This window comes from Mucilaginibacter arboris, from assembly GCF_009754915.1.
Classification (GTDB): domain Bacteria; phylum Bacteroidota; class Bacteroidia; order Sphingobacteriales; family Sphingobacteriaceae; genus Mucilaginibacter_A; species Mucilaginibacter_A arboris.
In genome coordinates this window covers 197,353-218,852 of sequence record NZ_WPIK01000006.1, presented here as the reverse complement: position 1 = coordinate 218,852, position 21,500 = coordinate 197,353, and the positions used below count along the sequence as shown (strand labels likewise).

At 38.7% G+C, this 21,500-nt stretch carries 14 protein-coding genes; 8 read left to right on the top strand and 6 right to left on the bottom strand.

The genetic code is table 11. The features are described 5' to 3' along the window. Positions 1–10 precede the first annotated feature (10 nt). The 3 genes from GO621_RS08480 to GO621_RS08470 are packed head-to-tail and all read right to left on the bottom strand — an operon-like array spanning position 11 to position 1,913. On the bottom strand, positions 11–802 hold the full coding sequence (locus GO621_RS08480) for an undecaprenyl-diphosphate phosphatase (protein WP_157566001.1): 792 nt from the start codon (positions 800–802) through the stop codon (positions 11–13). Then, on the bottom strand, positions 799–1,032 hold the full coding sequence (locus GO621_RS08475) for a DUF3098 domain-containing protein (RefSeq protein ID WP_157565999.1): 234 nt from the start codon (positions 1,030–1,032) through the stop codon (positions 799–801). Before GO621_RS08475 ends, GO621_RS08480 begins: the two co-directional genes overlap by 4 nt. A gap of 2 nt (positions 1,033–1,034) precedes the next feature. Next, positions 1,035–1,913, bottom strand: a complete 879-nt coding sequence (locus GO621_RS08470; protein ID WP_157566100.1) for a cell division protein FtsX — start codon at positions 1,911–1,913, stop codon at positions 1,035–1,037. 183 nt (positions 1,914–2,096) lie between these two features. Between GO621_RS08470 and GO621_RS08465 the strand changes: the two genes are divergently transcribed. Together GO621_RS08465 and GO621_RS08460 are read left to right on the top strand one after the other, a co-directional pair. Continuing rightward, positions 2,097–2,306, top strand: a complete 210-nt coding sequence (locus GO621_RS08465) for a hypothetical protein (protein WP_157565997.1) — start codon at positions 2,097–2,099, stop codon at positions 2,304–2,306. Positions 2,307–2,487: 181 nt separating this feature from the next. After that, on the top strand, positions 2,488–3,951 hold the full coding sequence (locus GO621_RS08460) for a TlpA family protein disulfide reductase (RefSeq protein WP_157565996.1): 1,464 nt from the start codon (positions 2,488–2,490) through the stop codon (positions 3,949–3,951). Between the two features lie 1,283 nt (positions 3,952–5,234). Here the strand turns inward: GO621_RS08460 and GO621_RS08455 are convergent. Continuing rightward, a complete protein-coding gene (locus GO621_RS08455) occupies positions 5,235–9,023 on the bottom strand; it encodes a DEAD/DEAH box helicase (protein ID WP_157565993.1) in 3,789 nt (1,262 codons plus the stop codon). Between the two features lie 162 nt (positions 9,024–9,185). Between GO621_RS08455 and GO621_RS08450 the strand changes: the two genes are divergently transcribed. Together GO621_RS08450 and GO621_RS08445 are read left to right on the top strand one after the other, a co-directional pair. Beyond that, on the top strand, positions 9,186–12,185 hold the full coding sequence (locus GO621_RS08450) for a leucine--tRNA ligase (RefSeq protein ID WP_157565992.1): 3,000 nt from the start codon (positions 9,186–9,188) through the stop codon (positions 12,183–12,185). A 178-nt stretch (positions 12,186–12,363) separates the two neighbouring features. After that, positions 12,364–14,904: a TonB-dependent receptor domain-containing protein gene (locus GO621_RS08445; protein WP_157565990.1), complete on the top strand. Its 2,541-nt coding sequence runs from the start codon at positions 12,364–12,366 to the stop codon at positions 14,902–14,904. Positions 14,905–15,073: 169 nt separating this feature from the next. Here the strand turns inward: GO621_RS08445 and GO621_RS08440 are convergent, their stop codons facing one another. Then, positions 15,074–16,762 (bottom strand): ABC transporter substrate-binding protein, encoded by a 1,689-nt coding sequence (locus GO621_RS08440; RefSeq protein WP_317163414.1) that lies wholly within the window; start codon positions 16,760–16,762, stop codon positions 15,074–15,076. Positions 16,763–16,935: 173 nt separating this feature from the next. Between GO621_RS08440 and GO621_RS08435 the strand changes: the two genes are divergently transcribed. From GO621_RS08435 to GO621_RS08425, 3 genes are read left to right on the top strand one after another with little or no spacing between them, the layout of a single operon-like run. Beyond that, the gene (locus GO621_RS08435) at positions 16,936–17,868 is read left to right on the top strand and encodes an Abi family protein (protein ID WP_157565985.1); all 933 of its coding nucleotides are present in this window, start codon (positions 16,936–16,938) and stop codon (positions 17,866–17,868) included. A 30-nt stretch (positions 17,869–17,898) separates the two neighbouring features. Then, a complete protein-coding gene (locus GO621_RS08430; protein ID WP_317163413.1) occupies positions 17,899–18,825 on the top strand; it encodes a cobalamin-binding protein in 927 nt (308 codons plus the stop codon). 10 nt (positions 18,826–18,835) lie between these two features. Next, positions 18,836–19,585, top strand: a complete 750-nt coding sequence (locus tag GO621_RS08425; protein ID WP_198170181.1) for a PPK2 family polyphosphate kinase — start codon at positions 18,836–18,838, stop codon at positions 19,583–19,585. 390 nt (positions 19,586–19,975) lie between these two features. Here GO621_RS08425 and GO621_RS08420 read toward each other — a convergent pair whose 3' ends face one another. After that, entirely contained in the window at positions 19,976–20,215 is a 240-nt protein-coding gene (locus GO621_RS08420) for a DUF433 domain-containing protein (protein ID WP_157565982.1), read from the bottom strand. 182 nt (positions 20,216–20,397) lie between these two features. Between GO621_RS08420 and namA the strand changes: the two genes are divergently transcribed. Beyond that, entirely contained in the window at positions 20,398–21,474 is a 1,077-nt protein-coding gene (gene namA, locus GO621_RS08415) for an NADPH dehydrogenase NamA (RefSeq protein ID WP_157565980.1), read from the top strand. The last annotated feature ends 26 nt before the right edge of the window (positions 21,475–21,500 follow it).

Below are 21,500 nucleotides of genomic sequence, written 5' to 3'. Positions count from 1 at the left end.
TATTTTTTAATCATGCAGTTAGATGACCAGTATAATACAAAGCAATCAGCACCAATCCGGCAAGGATCCGGTAGAAACCAAAAACTTTAAAACCTTTTTTTTCCAGGTAAGTAATGAAAGTTTTAATGGCGAGCATGGCTACCACAAAAGCAATAACATTACCAATCAGCAAATATTTAAGCTGATCGCCGTCGAACATTTGTGCATGATGTTTATGATAATCCCAAAGTTCTTTCACGGTTGCGCCAAACATAGTTGGTACAGCAAGAAAGAACGAAAATTCTGCTGCTGCCTTACGGGAAAGTTTTTGGCTCATGCCACCAACAATAGTAGCTGCAGAACGGGAAACACCCGGAATAACCGCCAGACATTGAAATATACCAACTTTAAATGCAGTTGGATAATCGATTTCCTTTTCTTTATCGATAGCAGGTTTGTTAAACCATTCATCTACAAAAAGCAAAATTATACCACCTAAAACAAGCATCACGGCTACAACTAACGGGCTTTCAAGCAGTACGTCAATCCTCTTTTTAAACAGAACGCCAACAATAACGGCCGGAATGACGCCGACAACAAGCTTTAAGTAAAAATCGATAGAACGAAAAAAACGTTTTAAGTAGAGAACAACAACAGAAAGTATAGCGCCTAACTGTATGCAAACCTCAAACAATTTAACAAAATCGTTTTTACCGATGCCCATAAAAGCACTGGCAATAACCATGTGGCCGGTAGAAGAAACGGGTAAAAATTCTGTAATACCTTCAATAATAGCCAGAATGATGGTTTGGATCAGGTTCATGCTTTATGGTCAGGCTTTTTTAAGATTGCGTAAAAACCAACCCCAAAGCCAGCTAACACCACAATAGGAGATAATACAATCTTACGGAAATCATAAATATCGGTATCGCCAATCATCAGCATAAAGCCAATTACAACAATGGCCATGCTGATTAGCAGCCAGCGGTAGTTGCTTTTACCAAATACAAATTGGACAGGTTTAGTGTCTGTCTGGGTGTGTTTTAATGCCATAATTATCTGTATAAATCGTATAATTTTAAACGTAAAAATTTGTTGACTGCCAAAAAGGTACTGAAGCCAGAAATAAACATGCCCAGGCCAATAATACCTAAAAAGATAATGCCGAACTCGTAATAATTTCTTAAAAGGATTAAATCGGGCACTTCGCGGTAGCCTAAATATAATAAACCTACCAAAAGGATAATGGCAATAAAGCCGCCAAGCAAACCATGCAACAATGCGAAACCAACATAAGGCCAGCGGATAAAACCTTTAGTTGCGCCAACTAATTGCATCGATTTAATTAAAAACCGCTGCGAGTAAATAGCGAGGCTAATGGTATTGTTGATTAAAGCTACCGAAACAATCAGGAAAATACCGGCAAAAGCAAGGATAACCATACTGATGGAATAGATTTTTTCGTTCATCAGATCAACCAAAGATTGCTGGTAGATTACTTCTTTTACCAGTGGATTTTTAACAAGTTCTGCTTTAAACTTCGTAATATTGGCGTTATTGGCAAAATCGGCCTTGAGGTAAACATCGATGGAAGAAAGCAGCGGATTGTAGCCCAAAAACTTGATAAAATCTTCGCCCATATCTTTTTGCAGGTTTCGGGCGGCAAGTTCTTTGGTGATGTATTGCGTTTGTTTTACCTGCGGGTTTATGTCCAGCTGTTTTTGCAGTTGTAAAATATCTGTTTCTTTTGCGGCATCATCTACAATTATATTCAGCACAATATTTTCTTTAACATAACGCGACAAGTTGTGGGCATGTACCAGGATCAACCCCAATAAACCCATCATCAGCAGTACCATAGCAATGCTGATTACCGTGGAAATGTAAATCGTTTTTGTTTTTTTAGTCGAAGCGCTTGCTTCAAATTCTTCCAACATAGCCCAAACCTTTTTGCGAAAATAGAAAAAGCCCGTTCAAAGGTAAAACAATATCTATTTTAATTTCATCATACTCAAAAACTTCCTTTAAAGTTTAACAAATATTAACAAGCTGTAGAAACTGTTTTCTGGCAGAACTATTTGCGGCGCTAACAGTTTTAGGTAGATAAAAACAGCATCATGGAAAAAGCAAATTCACATCAAAAACCTTCGCCTTCGGATGATAAAACTTTTCCCGGAGTAGATGAAGGCCACAAAAGCAAGCTGCGCAAAGAAGATAAAACCTACCACGAGGATGATGCAAAAGCCAAAACTGATAATCCGGCCGAGTATTATCAAAATGAGGAACAGCCGGTGCAACCGATTAAAGATGCGCCGAAAGAACCATAAATTGATGCTTCTTTTAGCAGGATAAATTATAGCAATTAATATTTTATGGATTGCAAATTCGAGCTATCGAATTTTTATTAATAGAACAAGTCTAAAAGGATTCTAATCATCTGTTTTGTATATTTAAAATCATTGTTTGCATAATATATTGTTTACATTGTCATCTGTAAAACAGTATGGTATGAGAATCTTTACCAAAGCAATCGGCACTTTTTTAGTTACCTACTTACTATTTGGTTGCGGTAAAACACCTGATAACGCGGCTAAAAAAACAATTGTGTGCGGCAAAGTAATTAACATGCAAGCAAGTCCTAACATTAAAAATTACACATTAGAACTTGTAGATTATAGTGGTAGGTCGGCCAATCACATCGGACATATCGATAGCAATGGCTCATTTAAAATAATTTTTGATCAGTTTATTGCGGAAGACGTTAAACTGGATAATATTGTAGGAACTTTTATAGCACATCCGGGAGACAGTATTCATATCGACATTGATTTGAATAATATGAGTTCAGTCAAGTTTTCTGGTGATGGCTCGAAGACAAATACTGATATTAATAAATACACAAACCAGTACTACTCCGACTACGACAAGTATCAGCTTCCATATACTGATGTTAATAATTACAAAGCATATTGTGAGAATCTCAAATCAGAAATGTACAAAAAACTGGATGAGTTTTCTGCTTCCGCAAATCCAAACCAGGAAACAACAGAATGGATAAAAAACTATATCAACATCCAGTATTATTCGGCTCTTTTAAATTTCCCGTACAGGTATTGTTATTATAAAGATATACAGCTTTCTGATTGGGTTGCTCCAAAAGGATATTATAACATGGCTGATTTAAATAATGTTACTAAATCTTCTGTATTAAATTCAGGATACTATGAATTACCTAATCGATATTTAGGTGAATATATTTTAAGAAAACAGAAGACGTTCACTTTAGACAAATTAATTAATGGTGTTAACCAACAGCTTATTGGAAATGATTTATTTAAACAAGTAGTTTTAGGTAGCATTTTAGATTCAAGGCTTAATATAAACGATTTAGATTTTTATAATAAGAATAGAAATTTAATTGAACCTAATTTACAAGCTTTTATAAAACAGCCATTACAAACACATTATGCTAATGTGCAAAATGATTTTAAAAATGTGCATTTAAATACAAATGCTACATTAAGAAATATTGCCGGGACAGCTGCCGAGGGAATTATTGACTCAATCCGTAAAGCAAATAAGGGAAAAGTAGTTTATGTTGATTTTTGGGCAACCTGGTGTGCTCCGTGTAAGAAAGAAATGCCAGCTTCTAACAAATTACAACAGAAACTTAGAAAAGAAAACATTGCTTTCATTTATATATGCCTAGATTCTGAACCTAATACCTGGAAATTTACCTTATCTAAGCTTAATTTAAGTGGCATTCAGTACTACAGCGATAAACGACAATCATTAGCATTGCAAAAAGCATTTCATATTAATGGCATACCGTTTCATATGCTACTAAATAAAAACGGTGATATTGTAGAATCCGGAAACTGTTTAGGAGCAAATGATCCGCTTACAGAAAAAAAGATAATGAAGCTTTTGAGTAAGAATAGTATCGATAAACAGGTATCCAGTAATCTTTAATGCTGTTTTTAACAAAAAAAAAATTGATATTTTTAAGAAAAAGGTTCCCACTGTTAACGTTCACTAAAATGAGTTACTGTAAGTCCGATAACTTCGCCGTTTTTATAGTAGGATTTCATCTTCCCATTCCACTATCCATCTGCAGGTATTGAGGGGACCGAAACATACAACACACATTACATCTGCTTCCTCATTATAGCAAATGTGCAAATCTTCATCATTGCTTTGGATAACAGCTTTAAGTGCCTGCAAAATGTCTGTAATACTTACTTCTGCAATAGTATTTTTCGTTTTAAAAGTCTCTCAAACCAAAAACAATACTTCTTTTAGCAGCATAAAAGTATAATGGCAAATAAAACAAAAAAGGGAGCCAGATTAACGCAGCTCCCTTTGGTTTGTAAAAATGGTAATTTTAATTGTGTGCGCTTTTTTTTGCAGGGATCAATGGTACTATAATAGCTGCAAACAAAACAACAACTTCCAGGGCAATTAGCATAATTTTAGTTTTTTTAAAAAGATTAACAGATTGAGAACATTCGTCAGGGTGGTTTCTAATTCCAGCATTTCTTTTTCAGATCAGGTTAAAATTTGAGGCCCCTTGCTGCCCATACCCCGGCTATAAACATGCCACATCTTACTTGTAAAAATAGCTCCTGTTTTTCTAAAAATTAAGCTTTTTGTAATTGTATAAAATGAGGAAAATTTATTTAAGAATTCTCCTTGTTTTTTAAATTTCATCTGTATTTGGTAGATTGCTGCAAAAAAAATTATCAATACTAATGTCTATATTGATTTTTTGCTTCTGCTAAATGAGAAAGAAAAATAAAAGTTGGGAGAAGGTAGATTGGAAGTATTTTTCGTCCAATAAAAATTATAAAATAATTCCCTAAGTTGATTATTATTCTAAACGGCCGAAAAAATTGGCCTTTATTTTTTTAAAATAGATGTTACACAGTTTCAAATTCATGTAAAAACAGCTGTAAAAAAATAATTGTCAATTTGTCAGGGCGGTGTCAGTAGGCGGACTAATTTTAGGTCGTAAGTAATTTGGGTTGTTAATTACTGACATTATTACTTCTTTTTGGCAGTCTTTTTCTGCAGGTTTCTCTCAAAAATCAAAATCTATTGATTTTTATACCTTGCCAATTACGTGTGGAAAAAGAACATGTTTTTGCCCGACCAAAAAGTTAAAGAAAGCATTCCATACTTCTTTTACCACTATAAAACTGATACTTAGGAATAATCAATTTTTAACCGATCGGTTTTTTGTGCAAAACCCTCCCTTAACTAAATAAAAAAGCGATATCATCCTTGGTCAGTTTTTTTACAAAGCCACTTTCTTCATTAATCAGCTCATCTGCCAGGTTTTTCTTTTTTTGCTGGAGTTGCAGGATTTTTTCTTCTACGGTGTCTTTGCAGATCATTTTATAGGCGAAAATTTTACGGGTTTGCCCGATGCGGTGCGTTCGGTCTATCGCCTGTTGCTCGGCAGCCGGGTTCCACCAGGGGTCAACCAGGTAAACGTAATCCGCAGCAGTCAGGTTCAGGCCAACACCGCCAGCTTTTAAAGAGATCAGGAACACCTTGATGTTTTCGTCTTCCTGGAAACGGGTTACTTCTGCCTTGCGGCTGGCAGCCGCTGTTTTCCCATCTAAATAACAAAAAGGTATATCGGCTTTTTTTAGTTCTTTGCTGATTAGTTGCAGCATTTCGGTGAACTGGGAAAATACCAGCAGCTTGTGCCCGCCGGAGTTTTCCTGGATTTCGCGCATCAGTTCTTCCGTTTTTACAGACTCGGCTGTTGCTTCGCCTGCCTCTTTTATCAATGCCGGGTGGTCGCAGATCTGGCGCAGCCGCAGCAATCCTTCCAGTACATAAATACCGGATTTTCCCATACCTTCCTCCTCGATTTTTTTGAGCAGCATGTTGCGGTAATAATTTTTATACTCATCATAAATGCTTCGCTGGCCTTTGTTCATGCTGCACCACAAGATCGTTTCGGTTTTGTCAGGCAAATCCGTTGCTACCTGCTCTTTAGTCCGCCGCAGCATAAAAGGATAAACCATACGCCGTAATTGTTCTGATTTTAGCTTGTCGCCAAACTTATCAATCGGGTTTGCAAATTCCTGCTTGAAAAATTCACGCTGACCTAAGAAACCGGGATTGATAAAATTAAACTGTGCAAAAAGGTCATAAGTATTGTTTTGAACAGGCGTACCGCTGAGGATGAGTTTATTTTCGGCTTTTAACAATTGCAGCGATTTAGTAACCTGGGCATCAGGATTTTTAATCGCCTGGCTTTCATCCAGAATAATATAATGCCAGCTAAACCTGGATAAGTGTTCTACATCCAGCCTTACCACACCATAAGTTGTTAAAATAACGTCGAATTTTTCAAAATGATCGTCGTCAAAACTGCGCATGTTGCCGTAATACGTATGGTATTTTAAGTCCGGGCCAAATTTATCCAGCTCGTTTTCCCAGTTAAAAATAAGCGAAGTGGGGCAAACAACCAGTTGTGTACCGCCGGGTTTTTTCTCTTTCAGGAATTGCAGAAAGGTAATGGCCTGCAAGGTTTTCCCCAAGCCCATATCATCAGCGAGGCAGCCGCCCCAGCCCAGCTCGTCCAGCGCCTGCAACCACTGGAAACCGGCCAATTGGTATGGCCTTAACTGCGCGTTAATGGCAGCGGATGGCGGCTGATGCGTTTGCATTTCGCTAAAATTGACCAGTTTTCGTTTTTTTTCGGCTATTTCTAATTGCACATCCTGGTTGTTTAACTTATCGCCCAGTTCATCCAGCAAATTGTAATGCAACTTGCTCACGCGTACTTTGCCTTCTTTTTCATTACCAACTTTCAGCAATAAACCGTATTGCTCCAGCCATTCGGCCGGGATGATGCCCAGCGTGCCATCATCCAGCAAAACAGCTTCCTGTTTGTTTAAAATAGCTTTGCGTATAGCTGCAAGCGGAACCTGCTGCTCGCCCCAGTGGATTTCTATTTTCAGGTCAAACCAGTCGATCCCGCTGCCGGCCTCAATGTCAAAAGTTGGCGTATGGGTATTATAGCGGAAGGTTTTTAAATCCTGCAAGCCAAAAACAGGAAAACCAGCTTCCTGCACCTGCTGGATCATGTTTAAAAACCAGTTGCCTTTCATCACTTCTGCAAAAGGCAAAAAGTAATAAAGGTTGTTGCGCTGCGATGCAAATTTAGGGTGCAGGGTGCGCAGGTATTCATACAGCTTTTTTTCTTCGGGCTTATTTCTTTTTAAAATTTTGATTGCCCCTTCGCTTTGCTGGATATGCTCCTGGTTGTCATCATAGTCAATTAAAGTTTCCCCGTATAAAAAGCGGGGTTTCAGCATCAAAAATTTATCTTCAAACTCGCTTAAAAGCAACTGCGGCTGCGGTTCCGGTCCGGTTACATCAAAGTTGAGGGAATTGCTTACCATAACCGAATATTTTGCCTGTAAAGGAAGTATGATGTTTCGAATAATTTCGAGCTGGTCGGCAATTGGAAATTTAAGCAAACCGCCGGCAAAGTTTTGAGCAAGCAGCAGGTCTTCCGGGTTTTGCAACAGGTAAAGTGTGTTGTCTGCTTCTAAAATAAGCCCGCTTTTTAAAACTTTTGCCTGATTTGCTAACAAATCAACACCTTCTAAAATAAAATCGATTTTTATGGTGATAAAACGTTCATCTGCATCAACAGTAAAAAATAATTGGACTGGCGTTTTACTTAATTTTACAGGTTGAATATTGGCATTGCTAAAGCGTCCTTCGTTTAACTGGTAAACAAAAGGTTCCTCGCAAAGCACTGGCCATAAGTTTTGCAAAAGTTCCAGGTAATGTTTTTTTAACTGCTCTCTGTCGGGCTCACTGATCTGGTTCCAGGGATTTGCGTAACTATTTAAGTAGGAATTACCTTTTTGCGCCATCCATTCCACTAATTTCTGATCGCTGAATTCCAGGAGTTGATAGAAAATATCATCACTCAGAGATTGTAAAAAAGGAAGGTTGCTTTGATTGTGCAGCACCAATTTTTTCAGGTCCTGTTTGCCATTCTTTTCGCGTACAAAAACCGTTTCCAGTTCAAAACCAATATGCCTGGCAGAGGTGAAATTAAAAAGGAAGCCAATTTCAAAATCCAGCATTGTACTGGCAGGAAGCTGCAGCCTAAGCATATTATACCTGGTTGTGGCATTTCCTAAAATACTTTGTTTAATGCCTTGCAAAAACACAATATTGCCGGCCGAAATTAAATAAGCTGGCTTTTTTATCAGGGTTAGTTCTCCCCAGGGGGAAACCTGCCATTCAAAATCTTTTGCTTCCGGATCGTTCAGGCTGAGGCCGTAATTAGCCAGGATTTTATTTTTTTCGTCGGTAAAAAGCTTAAAACGATTAAAATAAAACCTGTTGTAATGATACTCCAGGTAAGCAAAGCCGCCAAACACATGTTTGCATAAAGGATAGGTTTTATCGCTGCAGGTACAGCGTGTTTTAAAGCCGTTATTTCTATCAAACACAATATCCACATCGCAAACCTTTTTCGATTTCTCATAATAACTAAAGCATTGGTGGGGCATATTTAAAGGCCCGGGCTTTAAATTATTCAGGATCTTATTTATAGCGCTTTGACTTGGATTGCCGGCCAGCCTTTGTAAAGTATAACCAGAAATACTATCCATTGTAAAATGAAAATAGCCGTCTTGGTCAAGCTTAATTTGTTTTCCTTCTTTTACTTCGGGTGTTGCTATTATCGGTATTTCTGTAACATCTGATGATAATCTTCTTCGGATAGTAATTGCGGCGGCAACGCAATGTTTGCAATCTTCATGGTCGAAAAACGCCGGGCATTCACACATAATTCCCAGATCAGGAGAACTTTCAATATCGTAAATATCAACAGTATAATTATATCTGCTGCTTTCGCTTGGAACTTGAAGTTCATAACTTTCTTTGTCGTCGCCTTCCTTTATTTTAACTGCTTTAAAAGAAGCAATCCGTCTGCCTTTATCCAATTGTGATTTGGATTGTTTATCGAGATAGAAGTTGATTTTATCAATAAATTGCATGCGCAAAGATATAAGAAGTGAAAAATACTTCTCCTGAAAAAGGCATGTACAATATTGACTTTACATGCTTCTTTTACCACTATAAAACTGATACTTCCGAATAATCAATTTTTAACCAACCGATTTTTTTAATTTCGCGGTTCAATTCCCGGAAAAGCGAAAATGGATTATCAATTCAGACAAATAGAAAGCGAATGGCAAAAGTTTTGGGCCGAAAACCAGACTTTTAAAGTAGAAAACCATTCTTCCAAACCTAAATATTACGTGATGGATATGTTTCCGTACCCTTCGGGCGCCGGTTTGCATGTTGGACATCCGCTGGGTTATATTGCTTCGGATATTTTTGCACGCTACAAACGTTTAAAAGGTTTTAACGTGCTGCACCCGATGGGTTACGATTCTTTCGGGCTTCCTGCAGAACAATACGCTATACAAACCGGTCAGCATCCTGCCATCACTACCGAACAAAATATTGCCACTTACCGCCGTCAGTTAGACCAGATTGGTTTTTCTTTTGATTGGAGCCGTGAAGTACGCACTAGTTCGCCCGATTATTATAAATGGACGCAGTGGATCTTTATGCAATTGTTCAATTCCTGGTACAACCTGGAAACAGACAAGGCAGAATCTATATCAACCTTAATTCAAAAGTTTGAAGCTGAAGGAAATCATGCGGTAAAAGCAGCATCCGATGAAGATGTTTTAAGTTTTTCTGCGGAGGAGTATGCTTCTTTTACCGACCAAAAAAAGCAGGAGGAACTGCTGAAATATCGCTTAACCTATCTCCGCGAAAGCACCGTAAACTGGTGCCCGGCGTTAGGGACGGTTTTGGCAAATGATGAAGTGAAAGACGGTTTTTCTGAACGCGGCGGTTATCCCGTCGAACAAAAAAAAATGATGCAATGGAGCATGCGCATTACGGCATATGCCGAGCGTTTGCTGCAAGGTTTGGATACGATCGACTGGCCGGAACCGCTGAAAGAAATGCAGCGTAACTGGATTGGGAAGAGTGTTGGCGCGATGGTGCGGTTTGGGATTGAGCGGGGAGCGAACCCAGAGCGGGGAGCGGGGAGTGAAAAGAGCGAATTTGCAAGTCCGCTCCCCGCTCCACAATCTTCGCTCTCGCTCGAAGTCTTTACCACCCGTGTAGATACCATTTTCGGTGTTACTTTCGTCGTATTGGCTCCGGAACATGAACTGGTAAAATCCCTAACAACACCAGGTCAGCAGGCGGATATTGATACCTACATCGATCAGGCGAAAAAGAAATCGGAACTGGACCGGATGGCCGATACTAAAACCGTTTCCGGCGCTTTTACAGGCAGTTATGTGATTAATCCTTTAGACGGAAAGAAAATTCCGGTTTGGATTGCCGATTACGTTTTGGCAGGATACGGGACCGGTGCGGTAATGGGCGTTCCTTCCGGAGATGCGCGCGATCATCGTTTTGCTACACATTTTAATTTGCCGATTGTTGCCATTTTAGATACACAAAAAGATGTGCTAAAAGAAGCAGATGCCACGAAAGAAGGCCATTATATCAATTCCGGTTTTATCAATGGAATGGAATATAAAGAAGCAACGGCTGCGGTAATTGTCAAACTGGAAGAACTGAACGCCGGAAAAGCAAAAATCAACTACCGCCAGCGCGATGCTATTTTCGGCCGGCAGCGTTACTGGGGAGAACCTGTTCCGGTATATTTCAAAGATGGTTTGCCACAATTAATCGATCAGGACAAACTGCCTTTGGTTTTACCGGAAGTGGATAAATATTTGCCAACAGAAAGCGGCGAACCGCCTTTGGCCCGTGCAGAAAACTGGAAATACCAAAATGAATTTGAATACGAATTAAGCACCATGCCAGGCTGGGCGGGAAGCAGCTGGTACTGGTACCGTTACATGGATCCGAAAAACGGGCAGGAATTTGCCTCAAAAGAAGCTATAGCTTACTGGAAAGATGTGGATTTGTACATCGGCGGCAGCGAACATGCAACCGGACATTTACTGTACAGCCGTTTCTGGAACAAGTTTTTAAAAGATTTGGGTTTGGTAGTAGAAGAGGAACCTTTTAAAAAGCTGATTAACCAGGGAATGATTCAGGGCGTATCTGAAAAAATTAATATTTCAGGTACATCTGGGTCAACTTTTTACATGATTCAAGGATTACAATTTAATTTTCCTAATACTGAAAGATTAATAATAAGTCAAAATGTTAGAGAACGTATTGATGAAACTTTAGTAAATACTGAATGGTCCAAAGCAGAGGTTCTCTACGCAACTTCTCAGCATCATGTAGATATAAAATGTGTTAATTCACTTACACATGAATTAGATATACATAAGTTCATTGAATGGCGCCCTGAGTTCAAAAATGCGATTTTCTGGTGTTCTGGTGGATGTTGGCAAAATGGTAGTTTTAAAAAATTTGAAGGCTCAAACGGCGATGATAAATTCTACACTAAGCCAGAAGTAGAAAAAATGTCCAAATCCAAGTTCAATGTAGTCAATCCGGATGAAATGATTGAACGTTATGGCGCGGATACTTTACGGATGTACGAAATGTTTTTAGGTCCGCTGGAACAATCTAAACCCTGGAACACCAACGGGATCGAAGGTGTTTTCAAATTCCTGCGGAAATTCTGGAAACTGTTCCATGACGACAACTTCAATTTTAGGGTGATAAACGAAGCACCAACAAAAGCAGAACTGAAAACTTTACATAAGATCATTAAAAAAGTGGAAGATGATGTAGAGCGTTTCTCGTTCAACACTTCCGTTTCCAGCTTTATGATCGCGGTAAATGAACTAACCGAATTAAAGTGTGCTAAAAGAAGCATCCTGCAGGATATGGTAATTATTCTATCGCCTTATGCACCGCACATTTGCGAAGAATTGTGGAAGTTGCTGGGCAATGAAGCCGGAACTTTATCTTACGCAACTTATCCAAAATTTAACCCGGAGTTTTTGGTGGAAGATGCTTTTTCGTACCCGATCTCCATCAACGGAAAAACAAAAACTAATTTGAATATTCCGCTTAGTTTAGACCCGAAAGAAGTAGAAACGCTTGTTTTAGCGGATGAAAATGTGCAGAAATATCTTGGCGGAAAAACCCCTAAAAAAGTAATTGTGGTAAAAGGCCGTATTGTAAATATGGTTGTTTGAGGAGGTTAAAGGTTAAGGGTTTTTAGGTAAAAGGAGAAAGGCCGATACGGTTCAGGCTTTCACCTTTGTCCTTTCACCTCTCAGTCTTCTTCCCAGGTAATGCTTCTTTTACAACTAAATTTCTTTTAACGCTGTAACAATTCCCACTTTTGCATCTCCAATTCCAAAAAATATATTAATGAAACGCTTATTTTTACTTTTTTCTTTATTTGCCTTCACCCTTTCTGCCCGGGCCCAGTTTCCTGGCGGCGGTTCCTCTGTTACCGGAAGGATTTCGGGATCGGTTATAGATTCGGTTACTAAAAAACCGATTGATTATGCAACCATTACTTTATATCGCAGTGGCGGAAAAGTACCTTTAAACGGAGTAGTTACCGATGAGAAAGGCGGTTTTAGGATTAATAATATCAATAACGGCAAATACAAAATTACGGTAAGTTTTATTGGTTATCCAACAAAAACTATCGATCCGGTTACCACTACGCCCGGCAAACCCGATGCTAATCTGGGCGCTATCCGTTTGTCTCCATCTGGACGTACGTTAAAAGGAGTAGATATTGTTGCTGATGCGCCGCTAATTGATAACAGGATTGATAAAATTGTGTATAATGCTGAGAAAGACGTTACTTCTGCCGGAGGTAATGCTACAGATATTTTAAGAAAAGTGCCTTTATTATCTGTAGATATTAACGGAAACGTAGCTTTACGCGGCGACCAAAACGTACGTGTATTAATTAACGGCAAGCCTTCCGGTGCCATGTCGAATAATTTAGCTGATGTTTTGCGCTCTTTACCTGCCGATCAGATTAAAAATGTGGAAGTGATCACTTCTCCATCCGCAAAATATGATGCAGAAGGATCAGGCGGTATCATCAACATCATCACCAAAAATAAAAATGTTGCCGGTGTAAGCGGTTCTGTAAGCGGCGGCGTGGGTACCAGGCAAAATAACGGAAACATTAATCTTAACATTAAGCAAAACCGTTTAACAGTTACAGCTAATATTGGCGGTAATTATACCTGGCCGCAAACTACGCCATCTACTTTTTACAGTTATAACGATACTTCCAGAACGCTAACTAACCAAACTACTTTAAGCAAGGTTAAGCGTTATGCAGGCACTGGTTCGGGTTCTGTAAATTATGATTTTAATAATTTTAACAGCATCACTTCAACCATTCGTTTTAACCAGGGCGGATTTAAAACGAATAGCGATATCAACAACGTTACCACAGACCCTAAGTATAATTCGGCTTATTATAACAACACCAACAGCAAATCTACTTTCGGCGGTTTCGACTGGAATGCTGCTTATACCCATAAATTTAAAAAAGAAGGGCATGAACTTTCTGTAGCCGGACAATGGAGCCACAGTATTTCTGAGGTAGATTATACTTCTTTATATACACCTGTCGGTTCATCAACCAATACCTTTCAGAACCAGCAGGCCAATAATGATGGGAAGAACAATGAATACACGCTTCAGGCAGATTATAGTTTACCGGTAAACAAAGTGCTTAAAATTGAAGCAGGCGGTAAGTCTATTTTTCGTCGTATCAACAGTAATTCTGATTTTTACAACCAGCTTAATGGTGGGGAATTTACCTATAACCCAACTACTTCCAACGATTATGATTACAATCAGGATGTGTATGCCGGTTACAGCGTTTTCAGTTTTACTTTACCTAAAAGTATTGGCTTACAAGTTGGTGCAAGGGTAGAAAATACACAGATTGAAGGAAAATCTGCTAATACAGTATTAGGTTTGGTGCCATTTGATAACAGCTATACTACTTTTATCCCAAGTTTTGCCATATCCAAAACGTTTAACAGCACCCAGACTTTTAAACTCAGCTATACTAAAAGGATACAACGGCCAAGCTTGCAGTTTTTAAATCCGTTTTTAAATACCAGCAACGTACAGAACCAATCTGTTGGAAACCCTTATTTATCGCCGGAGGTATCTCAAACGGTAGAGTTTAACTTCAATACGTTTATCAAGTCTTCTGTTATCAATGCTTCTGTTTATTACAAACACACTAATAATATTATTGAAAGTTTGGTAGGGCCGGTAACTTATACCACAACCAGTGCCAATGGAACTGATATTACCCGCAATGTTAACCGCACCACTTATGCTAACGTTGGCGAAAACAATTCTTTGGGCGTAAGTTTCTTCGGTTCTGTTAACCCGATAAAACCATTGACACTCAGGGGCAGTATTAATTCCTATACTTATGACCCCAATGCAAGCGGCGCTTTCCAGGCGCAGCAAAGCAGTACCGGAACCTACATTTTATACAATGTTTTTGCAAACGGAACGCTTGCTTTAAAAGGCGGTTTTACTGCCGAAGTTTTTGCTATCTTAAACTCGCCGCGCCGTACCATTCAGGGTACCAATCCGTCATTCGGTTTTGTTGGTTTAGGTGCGAGAAAAGAGATACTGAAGAAAAAAGCTACTATTGGTTTTAACACACTTTCGCCATATAAAAAAGCGATCGATTTTGACCAGAACATTACCGGAAACCATTTGGTACAAACTACCAAAACTGCATTTCCATTCCGCTCTTTTGGTTTAACGTTTAGTTATAATTTTGGTAAGATCAACTACAACGTTCAGCCTAAAAAAGGAATTAATAACGATGACCTGAAACAAGGCGATACAGGCGGCAGCGGTATCCCTTCAGGCAGCGGCACCGGAAGCGGCAGCAGGCAATAACAATTTTATACCGATAAAAGAAGCATTCGGAAAGTCGGGAAGACCGGAAGTTCAAAAAGTGGAAAAGACCGGAAGTCGGAAAGAAAAGTTTGTCTTTCTTCCCGGCTTCCGGTCTTTTTAGTATTCCGGTTTTTTCGGTCTTCCGGACTTTTCCGACTTTCCCCTCTCCTCAACTTCCTTTCTTTACCCTTTTCAAAACCAATAAATTCTGTCCGTTAGTGCTGATGCCGCTGATGTTGTTCTGGTACAAGTTCACTAACTTATAATAATACAAAATTACAACGGGCGATTCTTCCATCACCAGATTATCCATTTGCCGGTATAATTTAAATCTCGCAGAATCAGTTTTAGCCTGATAGCTGTCTTCAAATAATTTGTCGAAATCCGAATGGTAGAAACTGGTATAATTCGGCCCGAAAGGAACTTTGTTATGCGAGTAAAAAACGGATAAGTAATTTTCTGCATCCGGATAATCCGCAATCCAGTTTCCTCTGAAAAAGTTGATGCTGTTTTTAGCGATCATTTCTCTTAAACTCGCACCCTGACTAACTTCTACACGTGTTTTTATGCCTACCGAATTAAGTTGTCCTTGCACAAACTCAACTAAATCTCGATAAGTTGTAGTTGTATTTAGTAAAATTTCCGGAAGGGGATGGGCATTGTTGAAGCCGGCTTCTGCCAATAAAGCTCGTGATTTGTCAGGGTTGTAGTGATAACCTTCAACTACTTGCTGCTCAAAACCAGGCATTCCAACCGGAACAAAACCTGCATGGCCAGGTGTGCCAACACTGTTTCGTAAATATTTAACCATTTTATCGCGGTCGATAGCATAATTAATAGCTTGCCGTACTTTTTTAATCCGTAGAGGTGAAGTTTTAACGATAGCTAAATTGGTATCAACCAAAATTCCTAAATACTCTGTATTAAGATACGGACGAGTAATAAGCTTAAATTTTCCTTGGTATTTTTTACTGATCTTGCCAGATTTAGTTAAGATATCATCGCGGTAACTGCCATCAATATCATTAAAAAAATCGAGGTTGTGCTTTACAAACTCCATAAAAGCTGTTTGTTTATTGGTGATAAAAGAAGCACGTACAGCATCCAGATAAGGCAGTCGATGGCCATTTTCTATCTCCCAATATTTTTCGTTTTTGAGGAGAACGAACACTTCGCCCTCTTTCCAGTATTTAAACTTAAACGGACCAGTGCCGATTGGATGGCCGCGGAAATCTTTTCCATAAAAATCAACCACTTCATGCGGAACAACGGAACAATATTGAGCAGTAAGTAAACTTAACATTGGCGGAAAAGGACGGCGCAGGTTGATGATGAAAGTAGTATCGTTAGGCGCTTCAAATGCTTCTTTTAGCGCTACTTTATCGCTAAAAATCCAGGAACCAGAAGAACCGATTTTCGGATCAGTAAGCCGTTTAAAACTATAAACAAAATCTGCCGCAACCGCTTTCCGGCCTTTCCCATTTTTAAACTGTGTTGCATCATGAAAAAAAACATCGTTGCGCAGATGAAAAGTATAGCGCAAACCATCCGCAGAAACTTCCCATGTTTTGGCAATACAAGGCTTGGTTTTTAAGCTGTCATCAATTTGTACCAAGCCGTTATAAATCTGGTTGTCGCACCAAATGGCATTCTGGTTTCGTGCAAAAGCCGGATCAAGCGAAGTAAGCAGATCGTCCATGTTAAAATTAAAAACCGTTTTATTGGATTGATCTTTTGATGTGCATCCGCTTAAAAAAAGTAGTGCTAAAAGAAGTATCAGTATAATTTCTGCCCGTGTAGAATTATTGCGAAGATTGCGGGCTAATCCTTTATTTTGTTTGTTGTGATGGTTGTTCAAGGTTGGGAAATTAATTATGAAACACTCTATTTTAGTAAACTGAATCATATAATCTGCAATTTCAGTATAAATACTTGTTTTTTATAATTCGAAGATTACGTATGTTTGTACTAACAAGCTCACCCCGCTTCTCGTTAGATCAGCGCGCTCAGGGTGGGCATTTTTTTTGACTTATGCCGAGAGTTCCTTATACAAAACCGGCTCTATCATTTCAAGACCAATTACAGCAATTAAAAGAACGAGGACTTGTTATCGAAGACGACCAAAAAGCTATTTTTTTATTAGAAAACATTAGTTATTACAGATTAAGCGGTTATTGGTATCCGTTATTACAAGAACCTAAATCTTCCCACGTTTTTAAGCCAGATGCTTCTTTTAACCAATCTTTTCAATTATATTGTTTTGATAAAGAATTAAGAAAATTAGTTAGTTCTGAATTAGAGAAAATTGAAGTTGCGATCAGAGCTAAGATGATATATATATTAGCACATCAGTATGGTGCATTTTGGATAGATGATAGTAACTTATTTTCTAACCCTAAAAAGTTTAATAGTACAATTGATAAACTTAGGGAAGAATACAGGAGAAGCAGAGAAGATTTTATATTAGCATTTAAAGTTAATTACAATAATCCATTGCCTCCATCATGGATGATATTGGAGATTTCTTCGTTCGGTTCTTTATCAAGTTTATACGAAAATCTTAAACCTGGAAGATCGAAAAGAGCAATTGCTAAGCACTTTGGGTTAGATAATTCAACATTTTCTTCATGGTTGCATAGCATTGTTTATATAAGAAATATTTGTGCACATCATTCCAGATTATGGAATAAAACTTTAAGCATTTCACCTGCTTTGCCAGCAAAACCATATCTTCAATGGTTAACTGTTACAACTACAACTGATACTCGTAATGGTAAGGTTTCAACTATCAATAATAAAACATACTACATTCTATCAATGATAATTTATTTGTTGCAAACTGTAAATCCTGCAAATAATTTCAAAAAGAAATTGTTTATACTGTTATCAAAATACTGTACTGTAGATCCTGCTGCAATGGGTTTTCCAGTCGATTGGAAAGATCAATCTATTTGGCAATCATAAAATAGTAATTCTATTTATAATTTATCATAAGTGGATCAAAAAAGAATTATTTCCCTGCTGGCTGCCGGAACTGAAATAGTGTGTGAACTGGGTTTAGAAGACCAATTAGTTGGCCGCTCGCATGAATGTGATTATCCTGAAACCATTTTAAATTTACCGGTTTGTTCTTCTGCGATGCTTGATCCTCATGCGAGTAGTTTGGAAATTGATAAACAAGTAAAAGGTATTTTAACGGACGCACTTTCTTTTTATCAAATAGATCGAGAACTGATTAAAAGTTTAAAACCGGACGTCATCATCACTCAAACACAATGCGAGGTATGCGCTGTAAGTTTAAGCGAGGTAGAAAAAGCCCTGGAAAATTTACTGGATGGGCCGGTAACGATTATTTCTTTGGAGCCGGATAACGTGAATGCTGTTTTTAACGATATAAAAACAGTATCCGAAATTTTAGGCGTGCCGGATCGAGGAGCAGATTTAACTGGCCGTATGCACGAACGGATGAATTTGGTTAAACACAAACTCAAATTCATCACCCAAAAACCAAAGGTTGCATGTGTAGAATGGATAGAACCATTAATGATGGCCGGAAACTGGACACCGGAAATGGTGGAAATTGCAGGCGGACAATCAGTTTTAGCGGTAAGCGGAAAACGTTCGCCTGCCATTGATTGGCTTGAACTGCTTCACACTGATCCAGAGATCGTAGTGATCATGCCTTGCGGTTTTTCGATCGAAAGGACTTTAAAAGAAATGGGCACGTTATTAGAATTACCTCATTTTAATGATTTGCAGGCGATAAAGAACGATAAGCTGTTTATTGCAGATCGCAACCAGTATTTTAACCGTTCCGGCCCGCGGATTGTAGATTCGGTGGAAATATTAGCAGAAATAATCAATCCAAAACAGTTTATTTTTGGTTATGAAGGAGAAGGCTGGATCAAATTCAGCCTGTAAAAAAAGCATCATGAGCAAAAAAATAAAACTGGCAGATATTTCTACTTCTCCCAAAGAAAAAATAACCAAAGAAGAAGCGTTAGAGGCAAGTAAAAAGCTAAGCAGAGAACTGGCAGAAATACAGAATAAATTATATGCACAAAAAAAGTATGATGTGCTGATTATTTTACAGGGGATGGATGCTTCCGGGAAAGACAGTGCGGTAAAACATGTTTTTTCGGGTGTTAATCCTGCTGGTTGTCGGGTAAAATCATTTAAAGCACCAACAGAAGAAGAACTTGCCCATCATTTTTTGTGGCGGATCAGCAAAGAATGTCCCGAAAAAGGCATGATCCAGATTTTTAACCGTTCGCAATATGAAGATATACTGGTCCCAACGGTTGAAAAGCTGGCCGACGATAAACTAATTAAAGCTCGTTGCGAAGAGATTAACTGTTTTGAAGCAGGTTTGGTAAGAAACAATACGATACTAATGAAATTTTACCTGCATATTTCCCATGATAAACAGGTTGAAAAATTGCAGGAACGTAAAACCAACGAATACAAACGCTGGAAATACCAAAAGGAAGACATCGCAGCAATTAGCAAACATGATGAATTTGCCAAGGTTTATGAAGATATTTTCGACCGTTGTTCTGAGGCTGCACCCTGGAAAATTATTCCTGCAGATAAAAAGTGGTATAAAAACTATGCTATTTTAAATGAAATTGTACAGGAGCTGGAGAAATATGAGATACATTTTCCGAAGGTGGATTTGTAGGATGTTTACAGATCGTTGACTGAAACTATCATGATCTTTGGCAGGTTACCGCTTTTTAAAAGCAACCTTACTTTTTCTATCAAACAAAATTTTCACTAAATGGCCTGTTTAAATTTTGTCCTTTTGTTTGATGCTTCTTTTATACCATATTTTTTAAATGTTTTGTTTTTTTGGCTAAAGCCTGTTATCGGTTATCCTTTATCCACGGCCTGAAGGCCGCGGCAACCGCATTTGAACATGAATGCAACGTTCTGTTTGCATAGGGCCAATTCAGCATTAGTAAACAAAGTTCTGTCGTAAAACCAAGCTTTAAAATTGCCACGGCCTTCAGGCCGTGGGTTGTATAAACACCGGTAGCGGCTTTAGCCAAAAAAAGAAGCATATAAAAAATTACGGAATAAATTTTAAACACGCTCTTAATAATTTTTCAGATGTTAACGTTTTACTGGCCATTTTAAGCACTTGAAGAGCAAGCTCTTTTTTAACTGACGGAAAGTTTTCCAGGAACTCATCTAAAGTTTCTCCTGTTTCAATATAATCGAACAGTGCCTGGATGGGTACTCTTGTTCCGGTAAAAACGGGTGTTCCGCCCATCGTTTCCGTGTCAATATTAATTGCACCGTAATTCATCGTTTTGTTTGGTTGGTATCAAAATTACAAAAAATATAAGGACTCTGATAAGAAGCTTTTAAAGCTTTTGTGGTTTTATTGATAGTAAAATCAATTATTTCTGTTACGAGGTACTATCGTTACAAACCCGTAAGCAGCAGATGCGTTGTTTGTATAAATAATTTACCGATAAAAGAAGTATCATGGCCGAACTGTTTAAACCGTTAAAAATAAAAAGTATAGAACTTAAAAACCGAATTGCTATTTCGCCCATGTGCGAATATTCCAGCGAAGACGGTTTTGCCAACGACTGGCATTTGGTACACCTGGGCAGCCGTGCTGTTGGCGGCGCTGGTTTGATTATTACCGAAGCTACTGCAGTTTCTCCTGAAGCCAGGATTACACCGGATGATTTGGGTTTGTGGAAAGATGAACATATTACCGAGCTAAAAAAGATTGTGGATTTTATCCATGAACATGGTTCGATTACAGGTGTTCAATTAGCACATGCCGGCAGAAAAGCCAGTCACCAATCTCCCTGGAAAGGCAGCGCATTGATACCAAGCAGCGAATCAGAAGGCTGGCAAACAGTAGCACCAAGTGCAATTCCATATAAAGAAGGTACGGAAGCACCGATTGCTTTAGACGAAACTGGCATTGCCAAAGTAATTAACGATTTTAAAGAAGCAACCAGAAGATCAATCGAAGTTGGTTTTAAAGTGATTGAATTGCACGCCGCACATGGTTATTTGCTGCATCAGTTTTTGTCGCCTTTGTCTAATCAGCGAACAGATCAGTACGGCGGCCCTTTTGAAAACCGGATCCGTTTTTTGTTAGAAGTTACGGCTGCGGTGCAGGAAATCTGGCCTGCTGATCTGCCTTTATTTGTACGTATTTCTGCTACAGACTGGGCAGAAGGCGGCTGGACAGCAGAAGAATCGGTAAAACTTTCAGCTATTTTAAAAGAAAAAGGTGTTGACCTGATCGATTGTTCCTCCGGCGGATTGGTTTCCTGGCAAAAAATTAATATTGGCCCGGGGTACCAGGTTCCTTTTGCAGAGCAGATCAAAAAAGAAACCGGCATTTTAACCGGGGCTGTTGGTTTAATTACCGAAGCCGCACAAATGGAAGAAATTGTAGCAAAAGGACAGGCTGATCTGATCTTGATTGCCCGCGAATCTTTGCGCGATCCTTATTTCCCGCTGCATGCCGCACAACAGTTAGGCGTGGATGTTTCCTGGCCGGTGCAGTATGATCGTGCGAAGCATCAGCATAAGTAAAAATTTAGGGGATAAAAGAAGTATGT

Excerpts from the sequence above, each read along its gene's own strand:
- GO621_RS08455 (WP_157565993.1), bottom strand. The coding sequence starts at position 9,023 with ATGCAATTTATTGATAAAATCAACTTCTATCTCGATAAACAATCCAAA.
- GO621_RS08480 (WP_157566001.1), bottom strand. The coding sequence starts at position 802 with ATGAACCTGATCCAAACCATCATTCTGGCTATTATTGAAGGTATTACA.
- GO621_RS08450 (WP_157565992.1), top strand. The coding sequence starts at position 9,186 with ATGGATTATCAATTCAGACAAATAGAAAGCGAATGGCAAAAGTTTTGG.
- GO621_RS08445 (WP_157565990.1), top strand. The coding sequence starts at position 12,364 with ATGAAACGCTTATTTTTACTTTTTTCTTTATTTGCCTTCACCCTTTCT.
- GO621_RS08425 (WP_198170181.1), top strand. The coding sequence starts at position 18,836 with ATGAGCAAAAAAATAAAACTGGCAGATATTTCTACTTCTCCCAAAGAA.
- GO621_RS08420 (WP_157565982.1), bottom strand. The coding sequence starts at position 20,215 with ATGAATTACGGTGCAATTAATATTGACACGGAAACGATGGGCGGAACA.
- GO621_RS08460 (WP_157565996.1), top strand. The coding sequence starts at position 2,488 with ATGAGAATCTTTACCAAAGCAATCGGCACTTTTTTAGTTACCTACTTA.
- GO621_RS08465 (WP_157565997.1), top strand. The coding sequence starts at position 2,097 with ATGGAAAAAGCAAATTCACATCAAAAACCTTCGCCTTCGGATGATAAA.
- GO621_RS08475 (WP_157565999.1), bottom strand. The coding sequence starts at position 1,032 with ATGGCATTAAAACACACCCAGACAGACACTAAACCTGTCCAATTTGTA.
- GO621_RS08435 (WP_157565985.1), top strand. The coding sequence starts at position 16,936 with ATGCCGAGAGTTCCTTATACAAAACCGGCTCTATCATTTCAAGACCAA.
- namA (WP_157565980.1), top strand. The coding sequence starts at position 20,398 with ATGGCCGAACTGTTTAAACCGTTAAAAATAAAAAGTATAGAACTTAAA.